The sequence below is a fragment of the Nonomuraea sp. NPDC054003 genome, from assembly GCF_055585125.1.
In genome coordinates this window covers 77,850-94,930 of record NZ_JBVJKR010000016.1, presented here as the reverse complement: position 1 = coordinate 94,930, position 17,081 = coordinate 77,850, and the positions used below count along the sequence as shown (strand labels likewise).

General features: G+C 70.3%; 15 protein-coding genes. 7 read left to right on the top strand and 8 right to left on the bottom strand.

Annotated features, from left to right (window positions below; all coding sequences use genetic code 11):
• The first annotated feature begins 10 nt into the window (after positions 1 to 10).
• Positions 11 to 1,453 carry an MFS transporter gene (locus tag ACZ6YG_RS35145; RefSeq protein ID WP_219549880.1) on the top strand — a complete coding sequence of 481 codons (1,443 nt, stop codon included), beginning with the start codon at positions 11 to 13 and terminating at the stop codon, positions 1,451 to 1,453.
• Here ACZ6YG_RS35145 and ACZ6YG_RS35140 read toward each other — a convergent pair whose 3' ends face one another.
• The 4 genes from ACZ6YG_RS35140 to ACZ6YG_RS35125 all read right to left on the bottom strand — a co-directional run bounded on the left by ACZ6YG_RS35140 (position 1,454) and on the right by ACZ6YG_RS35125 (position 3,847).
• Positions 1,454 to 1,855, bottom strand: coding sequence for a RidA family protein (locus ACZ6YG_RS35140; protein WP_219549882.1), 402 nt, complete (start codon positions 1,853 to 1,855; stop codon positions 1,454 to 1,456).
• 291 nt (positions 1,856 to 2,146) lie between these two features.
• Positions 2,147 to 2,620 carry a hypothetical protein gene (locus ACZ6YG_RS35135; RefSeq protein ID WP_148036023.1) on the bottom strand — a complete coding sequence of 158 codons (474 nt, stop codon included), beginning with the start codon at positions 2,618 to 2,620 and terminating at the stop codon, positions 2,147 to 2,149.
• Positions 2,620 to 3,255 carry a DUF433 domain-containing protein gene (locus tag ACZ6YG_RS35130; RefSeq protein ID WP_466020377.1) on the bottom strand — a complete coding sequence of 212 codons (636 nt, stop codon included), beginning with the start codon at positions 3,253 to 3,255 and terminating at the stop codon, positions 2,620 to 2,622. Before ACZ6YG_RS35130 ends, ACZ6YG_RS35135 begins: the two co-directional genes overlap by 1 nt.
• Positions 3,256 to 3,493: 238 nt before the next feature.
• The gene (locus ACZ6YG_RS35125; protein WP_148036025.1) at positions 3,494 to 3,847 is read right to left on the bottom strand and encodes a hypothetical protein; all 354 of its coding nucleotides are present in this window, start codon (positions 3,845 to 3,847) and stop codon (positions 3,494 to 3,496) included.
• Positions 3,848 to 4,129: 282 nt separating this feature from the next.
• Here ACZ6YG_RS35125 and ACZ6YG_RS35120 point away from each other — a divergent pair, with 282 nt between their 5' ends.
• The 3 genes from ACZ6YG_RS35120 (at position 4,130) to ACZ6YG_RS35110 (ending at position 7,049) form a co-directional block, all read left to right on the top strand.
• Complete coding sequence (locus ACZ6YG_RS35120) at positions 4,130 to 5,083, top strand: hypothetical protein (protein ID WP_466020376.1); 954 nt, start codon at positions 4,130 to 4,132, stop codon at positions 5,081 to 5,083.
• Positions 5,084 to 5,251: 168 nt separating this feature from the next.
• Entirely contained in the window at positions 5,252 to 5,608 is a 357-nt protein-coding gene (locus ACZ6YG_RS35115; RefSeq protein WP_466020375.1) for a hypothetical protein, read from the top strand.
• 199 nt (positions 5,609 to 5,807) lie between these two features.
• Positions 5,808 to 7,049, top strand: coding sequence for an IS256 family transposase (locus tag ACZ6YG_RS35110; RefSeq protein ID WP_466020374.1), 1,242 nt, complete (start codon positions 5,808 to 5,810; stop codon positions 7,047 to 7,049).
• A 528-nt stretch (positions 7,050 to 7,577) separates the two neighbouring features.
• On the opposite strand, the gene ACZ6YG_RS35105 is transcribed toward ACZ6YG_RS35110, so the two are convergent.
• Positions 7,578 to 7,787, bottom strand: coding sequence for a hypothetical protein (locus ACZ6YG_RS35105; protein ID WP_148036027.1), 210 nt, complete (start codon positions 7,785 to 7,787; stop codon positions 7,578 to 7,580).
• A 96-nt stretch (positions 7,788 to 7,883) separates the two neighbouring features.
• Here ACZ6YG_RS35105 and ACZ6YG_RS35100 point away from each other — a divergent pair, with 96 nt between their 5' ends.
• Complete coding sequence (locus ACZ6YG_RS35100; protein WP_466020373.1) at positions 7,884 to 8,828, top strand: serine hydrolase domain-containing protein; 945 nt, start codon at positions 7,884 to 7,886, stop codon at positions 8,826 to 8,828.
• Here ACZ6YG_RS35100 and ACZ6YG_RS35095 read toward each other — a convergent pair.
• Positions 8,818 to 9,687 (bottom strand): LysR family transcriptional regulator, encoded by an 870-nt coding sequence (locus tag ACZ6YG_RS35095; protein WP_148036029.1) that lies wholly within the window; start codon positions 9,685 to 9,687, stop codon positions 8,818 to 8,820. The genes ACZ6YG_RS35100 and ACZ6YG_RS35095 overlap by 11 nt on opposite strands.
• A gap of 71 nt (positions 9,688 to 9,758) precedes the next feature.
• Here ACZ6YG_RS35095 and dapA point away from each other — a divergent pair, with 71 nt between their 5' ends.
• Positions 9,759 to 10,637: a 4-hydroxy-tetrahydrodipicolinate synthase gene (dapA, locus tag ACZ6YG_RS35090; RefSeq protein WP_466020372.1), complete on the top strand. Its 879-nt coding sequence runs from the start codon at positions 9,759 to 9,761 to the stop codon at positions 10,635 to 10,637.
• Here the strand turns inward: dapA and ACZ6YG_RS35085 are convergent.
• Positions 10,599 to 11,744, bottom strand: a complete 1,146-nt coding sequence (locus ACZ6YG_RS35085; RefSeq protein WP_148036031.1) for an FAD-dependent monooxygenase — start codon at positions 11,742 to 11,744, stop codon at positions 10,599 to 10,601. The genes dapA and ACZ6YG_RS35085 overlap by 39 nt on opposite strands.
• An 84-nt stretch (positions 11,745 to 11,828) precedes the next feature.
• Between ACZ6YG_RS35085 and ACZ6YG_RS35080 the strand changes: the two genes are divergently transcribed.
• On the top strand, positions 11,829 to 12,275 hold the full coding sequence (locus ACZ6YG_RS35080) for a MarR family winged helix-turn-helix transcriptional regulator (RefSeq protein ID WP_466020371.1): 447 nt from the start codon (positions 11,829 to 11,831) through the stop codon (positions 12,273 to 12,275).
• A 4-nt stretch (positions 12,276 to 12,279) separates the two neighbouring features.
• Here ACZ6YG_RS35080 and ACZ6YG_RS35075 read toward each other — a convergent pair whose 3' ends face one another.
• Entirely contained in the window at positions 12,280 to 17,079 is a 4,800-nt protein-coding gene (locus ACZ6YG_RS35075; protein ID WP_466020370.1) for a DNA repair ATPase, read from the bottom strand.
• Between the last annotated feature and the right edge of the window lie 2 nt (positions 17,080 to 17,081).

Sequence of the window (17,081 nt, the reverse complement as noted above, 5' to 3'; positions counted from 1 at the left end):
CGAGGTGCTCATGAGCGATGTCGAGACCGGCACGATCACCACCAAGGTTCCGGCGCGCCTGGACCGGCTGCCCTGGTCCCGCTGGCACTGGATGATCGTCATCGGCCTCGGCACCGTCTGGATCCTCGACGGGCTCGAAGTCACCATCGTCGGCAACCTGTCCGCCCAGCTCGCCAAGCCCGGCAGCGGCCTGGACATCTCCCAGGAACAGGTCGCCGGCCTCGCCGCCGCGCTCTACGTCGCCGGAGCCTGCTCGGGTGCGCTGTTCTTCGGATGGCTGACCGACAGGTTCGGCAGGAAGAAACTGTTCATCATCACGCTGCTCGTCTACCTGGCGGCCACGCTGGCCACCGCGTTCTCGTTCAGCGTGTGGTGGTTCTTCCTGTTCCGCTTCCTGACCGGGTTCGGGATCGGGGGCGAGTACGCGGCCATCAACTCCGCGATCGACGAGCTCATCCCCAGCAGGCACCGCGGCCGGATCGACATCCTCATCAACGGCAGCTACTGGCTCGGCGCCGCCGGAGGCGCCCTGCTGACCGTGCCGCTGCTCAACAACCTGCCCGTCAACATCGGCTGGCGGGTCGCCTTCGGGCTGGGCGTGGTGCTCGGGCTGGCCATCCTGCTCGTGCGCAGGCACGTACCGGAGAGCCCGCGCTGGCTCTTCATCCACGGGCGCGGCGACGAAGCGGAGAAGATCGTCCAGGGGGTCGAGCGCGAGGTCGAGAAGGAGGTCGGCGCCGCCCTGCCCGAACCCCGGCAGGCCATCACCATCCACACGCGCAAGTCGATCGGGTTCATCCGGATCGCGCACACCATGGTCGCCCTCTACCCCACGCGGACCGTCCTGGGGCTGTCGCTCTTCATCGGGCAGGCGTTCCTCTACAACGCGATCACCTTCGGGTACGCGCAGATCCTGTCGACGTTCTACGAGATCGACACGCACACCGGCTACTACTTCGCCGTCATCGCGGTCGGCAACTTCCTCGGGCCGCTGCTGCTGGGCAGGCTCTTCGACACCGTCGGCCGGGTTCCGATGATCTCGGCGACCTATGTGGGGTCGGGGGTGCTGCTGCTGGGGACCGCGTGGCTGTTCAACGAGGGGATGCTGACCGCTGTGACGCTCACGGCCTGCTGGTCGGCGGTGCTCTTCGTGGCCTCGGCGGGTGCCAGCTCGGCCTATCTGACGGTGAGCGAGATCTTCCCGATGGAGACCAGGGCGATGGCCATCGCGTTCTTCTTCGCCATCGGCACGGCGGCGGGCGGCATCGCCGGGCCGCTCATCTTCGCCAAGCTGGTGTCGAGCGGGGTGCCGGGGGACACGGCGCTGGCCTTCGCCATCGGGGCCATCCTCATGATCCTGGCGGGGATCGTGGAGATGATCTTCGGAGTGAAGGCGGAACGGCGCGGCCTCGAAGACATCGCCGCCCCGCTCTCCACCGCCTCCCCGTCTTGATCAGTTGGGCAGTGCCGCCGTGAGGTCCACCTCGACGAGCTGCCCTGAGAAGCCGAGCTGGGCGACGCCGAGGAGGGTGCTGGCGGTGGTGAAGGCCGGTGCGATCACCGAGTCGTTGAGACGCCGCCAGGCGGAGCCGAGCACGGAGCTGTCACCGCTGACCACGTAGATCACGGATCGTACGACGTGCTCAGGCCGGGCGCCGGCCGCGGCGAGGGCGGCCAGGGCGTTGGCCGCGACCTGGTCGATTTGGGCGTCCAGGTCTCCGGGGCCGACGATGGCGCCGGTCTGGTCGAGCGGGCACTGGCCCGCGAGGAACGCCGTTCGGCCGGCTTCCACGATGGTGACGTGGTGGTAGCCAGGGGTCTTATGTAGTTCGTCGGGATTGATGCGCTTCATCATGATGCTTGAGTCTGGCCGGATCCCGGCTCGTCCGCACCGCAATATCGCGCCGCGGCCCCCGCCCGAAGGGCTCGCCAGTCCAGGCGCTTCGCGCCCCTCGCGAACTCGGCGTGCTTCCCGGGCCTCCGTGTGCGAGGGCAAGCCCTCGCACTCCCCGCTTCGCCGCGCCGCTGACCGGACGCGGGGAATGTCGTTGCACGCTTCACCCTGGTTGTCTCGTCCAGCAGTGACGCGGCCTGTCACCGAGGTCGGCAAGAGTGAGTTTGGGCTGTGAGCATCGAGGGCGTGCTGTCAGCGACTTCCCCGACTGGGCTTGTGGTCACCGTGCTGCTTCCGCGGCCACATGGGGGAGGGAGCTTCCTTGCGCGGATCATACGGCTTGTACTTCGGCTCCCCATGAAGCATCGGCACGATGATGATTCGTTGTGTCTCCGCCTTCTCCAATTCGGTGACGATGTCACGGATGCAGTGCATCAGCGCGCCGGCAGCGGCGGAGAGAGACCGCAAACCGCCGCTGCTGGTCTCCACGAACACCACATGCCTGCTGGATCGCTGGATCGCTCTGCAGATCTCGGAGTCGTAGAGTTGCTGGCTGTCGTTGGAGATGACGATGTCGTACCCGCACCGCTTCGCCTTGTCGTAAAGCTGTTGGTCTTTGATGCTCTTCCATCGCTTGTTGACATGCGACATCGGGTGACCGCGTAAGAGCCAGGTCAGCGGTTCGGACAGCGGTTCTGGAACGTTCTCGTCGAGAAGGATCTTCATCAACCGACTCGGTCGCTCGACCTGGGGACGGCGTACTGATTGACGTACGCCGCGAACCGTTGAGCGGCACGTGCGGCTTCGGCGTTGACCGAGGGAAAGAACCGCACGATGTCCTCGGCGGGGACGTCGTCGGCCATGAGTCCCGCAACCTGGTCATAGCCGACTCGGGTGCCTCTGACCACGGGGAAGCCGCTGCGGATCTCTGGGTCGACGACCACTCCGGGCACGGGTTGCTGGAACGGCAGGACACGCCCCATCCGCCCATCGAACTCTCCGAAGACATCCACCATGCGAGCCAGCATGGTGTTGCCTGGACGGCGCAGCAGGTCTATGGCATCGTCGCCGTCCACGAGGATGATGGTGCTTCCGCTTCGCACCAGTTTGTACTCCGACAGGTGGTCGCTCCTGCCCAGTGCGCGCAAGTTCTTGATCGACTTGCGAATGCCCTGCAGTGACGTGACGTCGTTCTCGCGGAGGTACACGATGGACCGGAGCGCAACCACGTCCCTGAAGGAGTAGAGGACCTTGTGAGGCGTCGAATACTCCGGTGAGAACACCGGAGGCCGGCGTCGCCAATGTCTCAACTGGCCCACCGAGGCACCGGAGAGAGCGGCGGCCAGCACCGTTGTGTACAAGGCGCGTCACCCTCCTCCACGATGAACCTGGGCTCTACGTTAACGTCCGCTACCGGATTGACCTATGGCGATCTGCTCCCGATGAGGCTTATCCCCGGAAGCGCCGCTTGGTACGGCACCGTACCGAAGACGTCACTCTTCGTGGGCATCCTTCCAGAAAATGTGACGCGGGCCTGCGCGGCAAGCCGCCGGACAGGCCCCCGCCCGCGTGGCGCGGGTGCGGGCGGGGGTCGGCGCGTCAGCAGAGGCGGTTCCAGTCGATCGCCTTGCCGGCGGCGGCCTTGATCAAGCGGCACGCGATGGCGGCCAGCCCGCCCGTGTAGCCGCCGACGATGGTGCAGACCGCCATGCCGAACAGCTGGTAGACCGCGTACACGGCCCGGGCCTTCCAGCAGTTCAGCGCCGCGATGGCCACGTCGTCCCGCGGTACGGCGGGTGACGGGGGTATCGCCTCGATCTGCTCGGCGCTGAGCCCGGCCGCCAGCTCGTCCAGCAGGGCTTCGGCGCCGTCGCCGAACTGCGCCAGGACCTCGGTCACGGCCGGGTTCTCCCGCAGTGCCGCCTTCTTGTCTTCCTCGGTGTGGAGTGTCATGTCGTTCTCCCGGTGTCGTGGTGTCAGGCGCCGGTCGGCGCCTCGGCACTCAGGTAAGCCGGGCGGCGGGGGTGTCCAACAGCGCGTCGGACGGACTCGGCCGGACTCGATCACGCCGGGACGTCCGGCGGTCGGCGCCGGACGCTCTCGGTAATTGCTCGTACACTTGGAGTCACTTGGTGGACATCCCTTGGTCGGGAGAGGGCAAGGTTCTGCGCGACGATGAACGAGAACCCCAAAGACGGCCCAGATCTTCGGTCTGTCGATCAGGCGCTGGAACGGGTGGGCTCACACGCGGAGCTGGTGAGGGTGCTGGCCGAGCAGTTCGCCAGGGCCGACGTGTCGCTGCGGGAGCTGGAGTCGCGGGCCGACCGGGCGGGCGGGGCCCGGCTTCCCCGGGCGACGTGCGCCGACATGCTGGCCGGGCGGCGTTTCCCCAAGAAGGCGGTGATGCTGGCGTTCCTCCGCGCCTGCCGGGTGCCCGAGCAGCAGATCCCGGCATGGGAACGGGCGTGGGAGCGGGTGCGGATCACCCGGATGGCCATCGGGGAGGACCGCGAACCTCCCGCCGGCGCGCCGCTCGCGGATCAGGGGACCGCCGAGGCGGTGACGGTTCGCGGGTCCGGAGGAAGCCGGCAGCGGGCCGTCCTGCTCGCCGCGCTCGTGGCGGTCGTGGTCTCGGGCGCCGTCATCGCCCTGTCGGTCAGGTCCCGCCACGGCGTGCCCGAAGACCTGCCCGTCCGCACCATGGACCCCGGCCACCTCGTCACCGACGACGGCCGCGCGTTCCCCCGCGGCGGGTGGAGCCGGTTCACCGTGACCGTCGACCCCGCCCACACCGCCGTACGGCTGATCCGCCGCCTGGACGTGGGCGTCGCCCTGCAGCACGCCACCATCACGGTGAACGGCCGGCCGGCGGCGGAATGGCGGCCACTGCTCGGCGAGAGCACCTACAAGTGGCGGGACCAGGTCGTCGAGCTGCCACCGGAGCTGACCACCGGGCGGAGCTCGCTCACCATCGTCAACACCTCGGTGTCCTCATCGGGCTTCAACGAGTTCTACTACACCGTTGAGCAGCTGGTGGACGGCGTCTGGTCGATCAGTGACGAGGTCGACATCGGCCGCGAGCACACGGCCGGCGAGGCTGATCACGCCTACCGCAACGTCGGCGAGGACTGGGCCGACACCCAGACCTTCGCCTACCCGCCCCGCAAGGAGGACTGGCGCGTTCGGTGAGCTGTTGATGAGAGTCTTCCCCGGCGCCCTGGCGACGACATCGATTCCGTCGACCAGGATGACATCCGTGTCGCACTTGAATCGCTCCGGGTCGGCAAGAGCCCTCGCCTGCATTGGCGTGACGAGCCCGTCAAGCGGCAGTTCGCCATAGCCCAGCGGCTCACAGAGATGCCCATCCACGGAATCGTCACGATCTACATCCACGATCGCGCCGTTCGCACCGAACGCGCGCGCCGCCGATGTCTCGAACGGCTTCTCGGCGAAGTCAGCCTGGCGGGGTGCTCCGAGGTTGTCATCGAAGCTCGTTCCGCCGAACAGGATCACCTCGATCGGGGCCTCCTGACGGGTATGCGTCGCGCGCGAACCCTTCCCCACGACTTGGTGGTCAGCTGGCAGCCAGCCGTCAGCGAGCCGCTTCTGTGGGCGGCAGACGCCGTAGTGGGCGCTACGACGTGGTGGCTGGACGACCGAACAGGCTGCTATGAGATGCTCGCGCCGAAGACACGCCTGGTATGCGTCGGATGAAGCGGGAAACGCAAAGGCCGGACGCCCGATTCCATCGGGAGGCCCGGCCTCACTTCCGCACCCCAGGGGGTGTGGCAGGGTTGCGTCCACGGGAGTGGTGTACGAGTTTGGCCTGGTCACAGGCGTGGCGTCGTGAAATGAAGACGGCCACCGAGTGATCCTTCGAGTAGCTAGATCAAGATCGAAGGAGAACCAGTCGATGGCCGCAGACAACAGTGTGACGCCTGCTCAGTGGCTCGCGAGGCAGATCGAGACCGACGACCCTGACATGTTGCGATCCATGGTGAAGACCATGGCCGAAGCGTTGATGTCGGCCGAGGCCGACAGCCTGTGCGGGGCCGCCTACGGCCAGCGCAGCGAGGAGCGGACCAACTCCCGCAACGGCTACCGGGCGCGTGAGTGGGACACCCGCGCAGGAACGATCGAGCTGGCGATCCCGAAGCTGCGTTCCGGCTCCTACTACCCGGACTGGCTGCTGGAGCGGCGCCGGCGGGCCGAACAGGCGCTGATCAGCGTGGTCGCCACGTCCTATCTGCTCGGCGTCTCCACCCGGCGGGTGGACAAGCTGGTCGAGCAGCTGGGCATCAAGCACATCTCCAAGAGCCAGGTCTCGCAGATGGCCAAGGTGCTGGATGAGCAGGTTGAGGCGTTCCGGACGCGGGCGCTGGACGCCGGCCCGTACACCTTCGTCTGGCTGGACGCGCTGACCCAGAAGGTGCGCGAGGGCGGCCGCACGATCAACGTGCACGCGCTGGTCGCCACCGGCGTCAACGCCAACGGCCAGCGCGAGGTCCTCGGCCTGGACGTCACCTCGGCCGAAGACGGTGCCGGCTGGCTGGCGTTCCTGCGCGGCCTGGTCGCGCGCGGCCTGTCCGGCGTCCAGCTGGTCATCTCCGACGCCCACCGCGGCCTGGTCGAGGCCATCGGCGCCGCCCTGCCGGGCGCGTGCTGGCAGCGCTGCCGCACCCACTACCTGCGCAATCTGCTGACCTGCGTGCCCAAGTCGGCGCAGCCGTGGGTGGCCACGCTGGTGCGCACCATCTTCGACCAGCCCACCGCCGAACAGGTGCGCGGCCAGCATGCCTGGGTCATCGACGCCCTGGAGGCCAAGTACCCGGCCGCGTGTGAGCATCTGGACGCCGCCCGCGAGGACCTGCTGGCCTTCGCCGCCTTCCCGCGCGAGACCTGGCGGCAAATCTGGTCCAACAATCCGCAGGAGCGGCTGAACAAGGAGATCCGCCGCCGCACCGACGTGGTCGGCATCTTCCCCGACCGGGCCTCCATCATCCGGCTGGTCGGCGCGGTGCTGGCCGAGCAGACCGACGAATGGACCGAAGCCCGCCGCTACATGGGCCTGGACATCCTCGCCAAAGCCCGCGTCCGGCTGATAACCAGCGACACACCGGCCCAAAATCTGCTCCCGCAGACACTTACCGCTTAACCTGCAAAAACAGGATCACTCGGAGATCGATTCATACACCACGTCCGTGGACGTGACCGTGTGGCAGCCCCCATCATGCCTTACGGAGGGTGATTGGGCAAGACGCGCGAGTCACGTGAGCTATTCGGGGTACGCGTCCCATCCAACTGGACCATCGTGACCAACTCCGACGCGTGAGCGTTCTGCCGGAGGTCACGTGGTCGGTCTGCCGATGGGTTGGTGAGCGTTCTGCCGGTGACTGTGAAAGCGCACTGCCGCCGTCTTCCCCGGACAACAGCGCGAGGGCTTGCCCTCGCACAATGAGGGCCGAAGGCCCGGGAAGCACGCCGAGCTTGCGAGGGGCGCGGAGCGCCTGGTTGGGCGAGCCCTTTGGTACGGGCAGCGTCAGGCGTTCAGTTGGTCGAAGACGTCGGTGGCCGTGCAGGTCATCAGTAGTGCGTGGTCGTTCTGCCGGTACTCCTGTGGGCGTTCTGCCGAACAGTACGTGAGCGTTCTGCCGCACCGCGGCCCAGGGCGTACGGGACGCCGCTAGGTGATGGTCCGGCGGAAGACGACGGTGGCTGTGAAGCGGTCGTGGTGGTCCGGGTCCGGTTGGACCTTGGCGCTGACGACGTGGACCTCCGCGTCGCTGCCGAAGAACCGTTCCGCCAGGGGATAGGCGGCCGCTTCGATGGCCGCCGGGGTCCGTTCGCTGACCGTCACCGAAAGTTCGAAGGGAAAGGGGTCTGTCTTGTGCATGTCACCTGCCCTGGGTGCTGGCGCCCGCGCGCGTTCTCCAGCTACCCACGCGATCGAGCCTGACACGGTGTCAGGAATTAGACCAGGATGGAGGCCATGACGGGCATGGTGGATCGGCTGGACGCCGTACTGAACGCCGGTGAGGCGCCCGGGCTGCACGGGATCGTGGTGGTCCAGCGCGGCGAGCGGGTGCTGGAGCGGTACGGCGCGGGGCAGGACTTCCGGCTGGGCGACCCGCTGGGGCATGTCACGTTCGGAGCCGGCACGCCGCACGACGTGCGGTCCATCACCAAGAGCGTGGTGGCGCTGCTGTACGGGATCGCGCTGGAGAGCGGCCTGGTGCCGGATCCGGGCGAGCGGCTCCTCGACCAGTTCCCCGCGCATCGGGACCTGGCGGACGCGGCTCTCACCGTCGAGCACGCGCTCACCATGACCCTCGGCCTCGAATGGGACGAGAGCGTGCCGTACACGAGCGCCGCGAACAGCGAGATCGCGATGGAGGAGGCCCCCGACCGCTACCGCTACGTCCTGGAGCGGCCGATCGTCGAGGAGCCGGGCACGCGGTGGTCCTACTGCGGCGGGGCGACGGCGCTGCTGGGCGGGATCATCGCCCGGGGCACCGGCAGGCCGCTCGACGAGTACGCGAGGCAGGTGTTGTTCGAGCCGCTGGGCATCGGCGCGTTCGAGTGGACGAAGGGGGCGGACGGGGTGCCGCTGGCGGCGGCGGGGCTGCGCCTGACGCCCCGTGACCTGGCGGCGATCGGCGTGATGGTGCTGCGCGGGGGCGACGGCGTGGTGCCGGAGGGCTGGCTACGGGAGGCGCTCCGGCCGCGGGTGCCGATCGACGGGGACCGCCACTACGGCTATCACTGGTACGTGGAGACGGGCGCGACGCCGGCCGTGAGCGCCTCAGGAAACGGGGGCCAGCGGCTGCTCGTGATCCCGTCGCGGGACCTGGTGGTGGCGGTCACGGCCGGCGACTACGACGTCTTCGACCGGCCCGGCACCGCGGCCGTGGTGGACGCCGTGCTCAGAGACTGAGGCCGGCGAGGGCCTCGTGGAAGGCGGCGATGGCCGCCTGGATCGCCGGATGCTCGCCGTACCCCCGCCTGAAGGCCGCCAGCGTGCGGCGGTGCAGGGGGAGCGGGGTGAGCCGCACCCCGGACGGCGGGGAGAGCGCCGCGAGGCGGGGCACCAGCGCCACGCCCTGCCCGGCCGCCGCGAACGACAGCACGGTGTCGAAGTCGTCGATGTGGTGGCGCACGTCCGGCTCGAACCCGGCCGCCTGGCAGGCCCTGATCGTCATCGTGTGGCACAGGGTGCCGGGCGTGCCGGCGATCCACGGGTCGCCGGCGGCCGCGGCGATGGCGGGCCGGTCGGTGAGGTACATGGGCTCGGCGAAGAGCGGCTCGGTCTCCAGGGCGTCGTCGGTGACCGGCGGCACGAAGTCGTATTCGTGCACGAGCGCGACGTCGAGCTCCCCGGCGCGCAGGGCGGCGGAGACGTCGGCGGGGTCGATCTCGGAGATCATCGGCACCAGCCCTGGGTGGGCGGCGGCGAGCGTGGCGAGCGCGGGCGGCAGCAGGACGCGGGCCGCGGTGGGGAACGCGCCGACGCGCAGCGGGCCGGACGGTCCGCCGCGCACGGCGGCCAGGGCGGCGGAGGCGCGTTCGAGCTGTTCGAGCACCGCCTGGGCGTGCTCGACGAGCAGGCGGCCCGCCGGGGTGAGCGTCACGGTGCGGCCGGTGCGTTGGAGCAGCGGCACGCCCGCCTCCCGCTCCAGCGCGCTGAGTTGCTGGGAGACCGCCGACGGGGTGAAAGCGGCGGCCTCGGCGACGGCCGCGATGGTGCCGCGCCGGGACAGTTCGCGCAGGAGGTGGAGCTTGCGAGGGTCGAGCATCAGCTCATCTTACGATGCAGCTTAGAAAACGTCGCTGGACCTTACGTGTCCTTCCGGGCCAGGCTGGAGACATGTTCACAGGCATCCATGTACCGCTGATCACTCCGTACGGACCGGACGGCGAGGTGGCGTTCGACGCGCTCGGCAAGCTGGCCGACCACGTGCTCGGCCAGGGCGCCTCGGGGCTGGTCGCGCTGGGCACGACGGGAGAGGTCGCGGCCCTGACACCGGACGAGCGGAGCCGGGTGATCGAGACCTGCGCGGCCGCCTGCCGGGAGCGCGGCGTGCCGCTGACCGTCGGGGTCGCCGGCAACGACACCCGCTCGGTCGGACAGGCGCTGAAGGAGCTGCCCGGCGGGGTGGACGCGGCGCTCGTCACCGTGCCGTACTTCCTGCGGCCGTCGGAGCGCGGGGTGATCGCGCACTTCGAGGCGCTGGCCGAGGAGACGCCGGTGCCGCTGGTCATCTACCACATCCCCTACCGGACCGGGCAGGCCGTGAGCGCGGCGACCCTGCGGCGGCTCGGCGCCCATCCGCGCGTGGCCGCCGTCAAGTACGCGGCGGGGGGCGTCGACCAGGACGCGGTGGACCTGCTCGGGGACCTGCCGGACGGGTTCGACGTGCTGGGCGGGGACGACGCGTTCATCTCGCCGCTGCTCGCCCTCGGCGCGTCCGGCGGCATCCTGGCCTCCGCGCACCTGGCCACGGACGCCTTCGCGGAGCTGGTCACGGCCTGGCATGCGGGCGACGTGACCAGGGCCAGGGCGCTGGGTCACCGGCTGGCCCGGCTGTCGGCCGCGCTGTTCGCCGAGCCGAACCCGACGGTGATCAAGGGCGTGCTGCACGCCCGCGGTCTCATCCCCACCCCCGACGTGCGGCTGCCGCTGCTTCCCGCGAGCGCGGAGTCGGTGTCACAGGCTGACCTGGTGACGGTACATCCAGGCGAGTGACTCCTGGTTCGCCTGACGCCTCAGGATGATCGGCAGCAGCGCGTCCCTGAAGATGCGGCCGACCGGCCCGGCGGCCTTGCTGCTGCTGATCCTCCTGGCGTAGGCGACCACCCGCTCGGCCCGCTCGCGCCGCTCGCTCTCGTACCGGCCGAACGCCTCCCGGTGGCCGGCGGCGTCGCGCAGGCAGCGGGCGAGCACCACGGCGTCCTCGACGGCCTGCGACGCGCCCTGCCCCGAACTGGGCGAGGTGGCGTGCGCGGCGTCGCCGGTGAGCACCACCCTGCCGCGGTGCCACACGGGCACCGGCGGCAGGTCGTGGATGGGGAGCACCTGGCCCAGATCGGCGCGCCGGACCAGACCGGCGGCGATGCCGGCGTCGTCCGCGAACGCCTCCTCCAGCACCGGCCGCCAGTCCGCCGGCTCGTCGCCGAGGGCGCGAGGCAGGTTCGCGAACCACCACGTCTCGCCGTCGCCGGTCACCGTGTAGCCGAAGAACGCGCGCCTGCCGAACATCATGTGGTAGACGCCGGGTTCGCCGGTGATGTTCGGGTCCTTGATGATGCCGCCGCAGTTGTACAGGCCGGTGTAGCGCGGTTCGGGCGCCTCGGGGTCGAGCAGCCGCCGGGTGCGCGAGTGCACGCCGTCGGCCGCGATCAGCAGGTCGCCGGTCGCGCTCGTGCCGTCCTCGTACCGGGCCACCACCTGGGAGCCGGTGTCGTCGAAGGAGACCATGCGCTTGCCGTAGGCGATCGGGACGCCGCGTGCGGCGGCGGCGTCCCGCAGGATCCGGTACAGGTCCGAGCGCAGGATCGTGTGGCTCACCGTGCCGTCGTCCAGCGCCATCCCGTTGGGCACCCGGCCCAGGCGCTTGCCCGTGCCACTCCACATGACCATGTCAGGGGTGGGGATGCCGGCGCGCGCCACCTCGTGGTGCAGCCCGAGCACGCGCAGCGCGGCCATCCCGTTGGAGGCGACGTTGAGGAACGCGCCCACGCCCTCGGCGCCGGCGTCGTACGCCTCGTGGATCTCGGCGTCGATGCCCACCTCGCGCAGCGCCATGGCGATGGCGGGGCCGCCGATCCCGCACCCTGTGATGAGAGCCTTCATCGTGATAACCTTTCGTTCGTCCGAACGAAATATATGCCGAGGCGGGGTCGTATGGCCAGAGATGTTTCGGATCGCCGAAAGAAATTGCTCGACGCCCTGACCACGGCCGGGCGGGAGAACAGCAACGCCGCCGTCATGTACCACACGGCCATGGGCGAGCGGCTGGGCCTCGGCATGAGCGAAGAGAAGACCGTCGACCTGCTGCAACGCCTCGGTCCGCTGACGGCGGGGGAGATCTGCCGGCACACCGGCCTGGCCCCCGCCACCGTCAGCAACCTGATCGACCGGCTGGAGGCCAAAGGGCTGGCGCGGCGGGCCCGCCACCCCAAGGACCGGCGCCGCGTCATCGTGGAGGTCGACTGGGAGCGGCTGGCCGGCTTCGACGAGCTGTTCGCGCCGCTGGTGACCGGCCTGGCCGGCCTGTACGAGCGCTACACCGACGAGCAGCTGGAGCTCATCCTCGACTTCCTCGGCCGGGCCACGGCGATCCAGCGCGACGCCACCGCCGCCCTGACCCGGCAGGAAACCTGACCCGTCAGCGGTTCCTGATCGCCGAGCCCACGTCGCGGACCTGGTCGGCCAGCAGGCCCAGCGCGCCGACGGCCCGGCCCATCGGGTCGTCGGCGTCGCCGCCCAGCGCCTTGTCCCGCAGGTAGGCGGCCTTGATCTCGGCCCAGCGGGCCGCCTGCTCAGGGCTGAGGCGGCCGCGCAGCTCCGCCAGCTTGAGCAGGTTCGCCTCCGCGTCCGCGGTGAGCGTCTGCGCCTCGCCCAGGTAGTGGTCGTCGACGAGCGCCTCCAGCTCGTCGTCGTTCATCGCCGGGACGATCCGCTCGGCCAGCTTGTTCATGTTCCGGTACGAGCCCTGCAGCCGGTACGGCGGCTCGGTGCGCGAGGAGTCGGCCTGGGCGGCGGAGGCGATGTAGGCCCGGTTGTTGGCCAGCACCACCTCCTGCACCCGCACCAGCTTGCGCAGCACGCTGAGCAGCTGGTCCAGCTCGGGCTTCGTGTACGGGTGCTTCAGCTGGTCGGGCCGGACCGAGGCGTTGCCCCTGGCCAGCCGCACCAGCAGCTCCACGTCCGACCGGTCGCGGGCTGACAGCGGCGCGAGCACCGGGTTGGACGTGAGCGCGTTGTCGACGTAGCTGAGCGCGAACAGGTCGTCCCGGCCCGACAGCACGTCGCCCAGGTTCCACACGTCGGCCCGGTTGGCGAGCATGTCCGGGATCCGGAAACGCTGCCCCGACTCGGTGTACGGGTTGCCGGCCATGCACACGGCGAACCGCTTGCCGCGCAGGTCGTAGGTGCGGGTGCGGCCGTTCCAGACGCCCTCGATGCGCCGCTGCGCGTCACAGAGCGAGATGAACTTCTGCAGCAGCTCGGGCGAGGTGTGCTGGATGTCGTCCAGGTACAGCAGCGTGTTGTTGCCCGCCTCCAGCGCGAACGAGATCTTCTCCACCTCCTGCCTGGCGGTCGCGTTGGGCGCCTCGGCCGGGTCCAGCGAGGTCACGTCGTGCCCCAGCGCGGGCCCGTTCACCTTGACGAACAGCAGCCCGAGCCGGCTGGCCACGTACTCCATCAGCGTCGTCTTGCCGTAGCCGGGCGGCGAGATGAGCAGCAGCAGGCCCATCTGGTCGGTGCGCTTGCCCTCGCCCGTCGAGCCGAGCTGCTTGGCCAGGTTGTCGCCGATCAGCGGCAGGTACACCTCGTCGAGCAGCCGGTTGCGCACGAACGCGCTCATCACCTTGGGCTTGTACTCCTCCAGCCGCAGCCGCTCCCGCTCGGCGGCGACCAGCTCGGTGCGCCGCTTCTGGTACGCGCGAAAGCCCGGCACCCGCTCGGCCGCGAATCGCCTGGTCCTGGCCAGCAGCTCGTCCAGCCGGATCTCCAGCTTCCTGCCGGCGATCCGCGGGTGCGAGCCGAGCAGGTTCTCCACGGTGGCGGTGACGGTGGCGCCGGAGTCGTGCCTGGGCAGGTCGCACAGCTGCACGGCGACGGCCTCGGCCAGCTCCGGCCCCTGCGCGTACGCGCCGAGCCAGGCACGGGCGAGCTGCACCTGCTCCGGCAGGGCGACCGCCTTGAGGTCGGACTCGAACTCGCGTGTCCGGAGCGGCCCGAGCGTGTGGTGGAACCCCTCCAGCAGGTCGCGGGCCGCCTTGCCGGTGACGAACCCGGCGGGCTTGCCGGCCAGCTCCTCCACCAGATACTCACCGGCGAGCGCGGCGTCGGTGTCGGGCAGGCCGGCCGTCGCCAGGAAGGCGGCGATCAGCGCGCCCAGCTCGGCGGAGAGCGTGGCGAGCGCGGGCCCGGGGCCGAACACCTCGCGGGCCCGCACCAGCGACACGGCCCTGGTGGCCAATGTTTTACGTGAAACCTCGTCCACGCCGTGCGCCCAGAAGAGCTGGGCCGCGGCCCGCGCCTCGGGCGGGTAGCGCAGCAGGCCCGCGCCGTCGCGCAGCCGGATCAGCGCGTCGAGGATCGCGGCGGCGTCGTGGTCGTGCACGCCCCGCTCGTAGCCCTCGTCGTAGCGGGCCGCGGCGGCCTCCCGGACCAGGCGGTCCAGGTCGTCGCCCGGCGTGACCCGGTCGAGCAGCGAGGCCGCCAGGTACTCGGCCCGGTAGACCTCGGGCGTCTCCGACACCAGCAGCTGCTCCCAGAAGGGCCGGGTGTCGGCGAACGAGGCCGGCGCCGGCGACCGGAAGTCGGTGCCGGTGATGGCCAGCTGCATCTCCTGGTCATGAGGCACCAGCGTGAGATCGACGGGCTGGGTGTTCACCGCGAACCGGTGACGGCCCAGCCTGATCGTCTCGCCGCCGTCCGCGAACAGGTCGAGCCGGTCGCGCAGCGCCCGCCCGGCCTCCTGCTGCGCCGCCTTGACCCGCCCGTCCAGCTCCTCGGCCCGTACGGAGTCGCCGAGCCCGCGCAGCTCGGCCGCCACCGAGCGGAGCTTGGTCACCATCTGGTCGGTGGCGAAGTACGTGTTGATCTCGTCGGGGGAGCCGAGCGTGGCGATCCTGCGGGTGACGCTGGCCAGGATGCGGTCGGCGGAGGCGAACAGCCGGTCCGCGCGCCGGGCGAGGGCGTCGAGCTGGGCCTGCTTGCGCGACGAGAACGCCTCGTACACGTCGTCGCGCTTGCCGCCGAGCTGCTCGGCGAAGTCGTCGATCTCGCCGAAGCGCGACTCCAGGTTCTCGATCTGCAGCATGAGCCGGCCGAGCTGCTCGTCGCACCTGTCGGGGGTGTCGGCCATCGCCAGCGCACCGGTGATGGCCTGGCCGAGCAGCGCGAACTCGGCGGCGAACGCGGCCCTGCCCTCACTGCTCAGCAGCTCGCGGCGGCGGCCGTCGAGCACCGCCCGCGCCCGGTTGACCCCGCCGAGCACCTCGGCGATGCGGCCCAGGATGGCGGTGCGCACGGTGGCGTCGGCGATGTCCAGGGAGCCGACCACCTCGGTCACCACTTCCAGGCCCTCGGACTGCTCGGCGAGCCGGCCGGCGACGGGCTCGGCCTCGGCGGCGGTCGCGATCGCCGCCGCGTCGGCGGCCAGCGCCTCGACGGCCGCGTGGTAGCCGGTGAACGCGTCCTCCCCTTCCAGGAAGGCCACGGCCCGCCTGCCCGCCTCGTCCAGCTCGCCGGCCAAGGTCCCGGCCAGCTCGTCCAGCCGGCCGGTGTCGATGTAGCGCACCTCGCGGAGCGTCACCAGGTGGCCCTGGGCCCGGCGGAGCGTGGCCAGCAGGCTCACCCACCCGTCGGCGGTGCCGGGCGCGTCCGCCCCGGCCCGCCTGACGAGCTGGGTGACCTCCTCGTCGGCCTCGGCGAGCGTGGCGGCGGACTGGGCGGTGAGCTGCTCGACGTGCTCGTACTCGTCGAGCACCTGCTCGGCGGTGGCGCGGACGTCGGCGAGCGGCTCGCTCAGGCCGTGCTCGGCCAGCCAGTGGTAGCTGTCGAAGGAGCGCGTGCAGGTGGCGATCAGCGCCTCGAACGTGGCGGCCGACGGCGCCATCTCCTCCACCATGCGGGTGACCGACAGGCAGTCGGAGATGCCCCGGACCAGCTCGACGTTGCCGATCCGCTCCAGCGGGCCGGTGCCGGCGGGCTGCGCGGCCGCGAAGGTGTCGGAGACGTACGGCGTCTGCCACACCTGCATCGGGTGCACCCGCGTCGGCTCCTCGGAAGTGGCGCGGAAGACCACCATCGTGCCGTCGTCGAACAGCGAGTAACCGTGGCAGACGATGGGGTTGGCCACCTCCTTCCTGATCACGTTGTACGGCAGCAGCAGCGAGCGGCCGTCGTCCCTGGCGTGGAAGACGTAGAGCGCGTCCTCGCCGTTGGGCGCGCGCACGACCCGCTCGAACTCCAGGTCCGCCACGTCGGTGTCGAACGTCTTGCTGGCGCCGGTGGTCAGGTAGTAGCCGCCGGGGAAGATCAGGCCCTGGTCCTCGGGCAGCCGCTGGCAGGCCTGGCCGATGCCGTCGAGCCTGGTCACGGCCTTGGTGCGGGTGTTGAAGACCAGGTGCCGCCAGGTGTCCTCCTTGTACGGCCTGATCCGCATGAGGATGAGCGGGCCGACGCGGGCGTGCTCGACGTCGGCGTCCGCCAGGCTCTGCAGCGGCTCGGCGACCGGCTCGGCGTAGATGCCCTCGCCGGTCTCCGTGTTGTTCTCGATCTTGATGGTGAGGTCGCCGCCGAGCGTCTCGACGAACACCTCGCCCTGGATGTCGATGTGCGGGTGCCGGCCGAGCACGTGGTCGTCGCGGGTGGCCGGGGTCCACTCGAAGTCGTGGGACGGCGGGAAGACGTGGTCGCGCTCCCCCCTGTTGTCCAGATATTTCGTGACTCCGGTGGGGCTGACTGCCCAGCGCAGCACCCGGATGTCGGCCGGCCCTGTCCTGAACACCGCCAGCAGCTTGCCCTCGACCCGCCGGAGCTGCTTCAGCCGGGTCTCCTTGTAGTAGCGGTAGAGCTCGGCGAAGTCCTTCCTGAACGCCGGGTCGTCCAGCGCCTCCAGCTTGCCCTGCTCGAACCGGAACCCGTCGCCCTCCCGGGCGAAGCGGTGCACCGCGAACACGTCCGACACCGACGTCTCCGGCTTGAGCCCGATGAAGACGTTGTAGCCGAACAGCATCACCTCACCCAGGGACACGATGTCCCTGGGGACGCAGTTGTTCTCGGTGCGGATCCGCTCCGTGCCCAGCAGCCGCAGCTCCGCCCCGCCGAACACCTCCAGCCGCGCCGCGTTGACCGCCTCGGCGGCCGCGGCCAGCGCCCTGGCCTGGGCGCCGAGCCGGTTCCGCAGCACCTCGTAGGTGCCCGCCTCCAGGTCGACCTGCTCCGTCACGC

Bases quoted from the DNA above. Each gene is read 5' to 3' on its own strand.
- ACZ6YG_RS35145 (WP_219549880.1), top strand. From the start codon at position 11: ATGAGCGATGTCGAGACCGGCACGATCACCACCAAGGTTCCGGCGCGC.
- ACZ6YG_RS35140 (WP_219549882.1), bottom strand. From the start codon at position 1,855: ATGATGAAGCGCATCAATCCCGACGAACTACATAAGACCCCTGGCTAC.
- ACZ6YG_RS35135 (WP_148036023.1), bottom strand. From the start codon at position 2,620: ATGAAGATCCTTCTCGACGAGAACGTTCCAGAACCGCTGTCCGAACCG.
- ACZ6YG_RS35125 (WP_148036025.1), bottom strand. From the start codon at position 3,847: ATGACACTCCACACCGAGGAAGACAAGAAGGCGGCACTGCGGGAGAAC.
- ACZ6YG_RS35115 (WP_466020375.1), top strand. From the start codon at position 5,252: ATGCCCATCCACGGAATCGTCACGATCTACATCCACGATCGCGCCGTT.
- ACZ6YG_RS35110 (WP_466020374.1), top strand. From the start codon at position 5,808: ATGGCCGCAGACAACAGTGTGACGCCTGCTCAGTGGCTCGCGAGGCAG.
- ACZ6YG_RS35105 (WP_148036027.1), bottom strand. From the start codon at position 7,787: ATGCACAAGACAGACCCCTTTCCCTTCGAACTTTCGGTGACGGTCAGC.
- ACZ6YG_RS35100 (WP_466020373.1), top strand. From the start codon at position 7,884: ATGACGGGCATGGTGGATCGGCTGGACGCCGTACTGAACGCCGGTGAG.
- ACZ6YG_RS35095 (WP_148036029.1), bottom strand. From the start codon at position 9,687: ATGCTCGACCCTCGCAAGCTCCACCTCCTGCGCGAACTGTCCCGGCGC.
- dapA (WP_466020372.1), top strand. From the start codon at position 9,759: ATGTTCACAGGCATCCATGTACCGCTGATCACTCCGTACGGACCGGAC.
- ACZ6YG_RS35085 (WP_148036031.1), bottom strand. From the start codon at position 11,744: ATGAAGGCTCTCATCACAGGGTGCGGGATCGGCGGCCCCGCCATCGCC.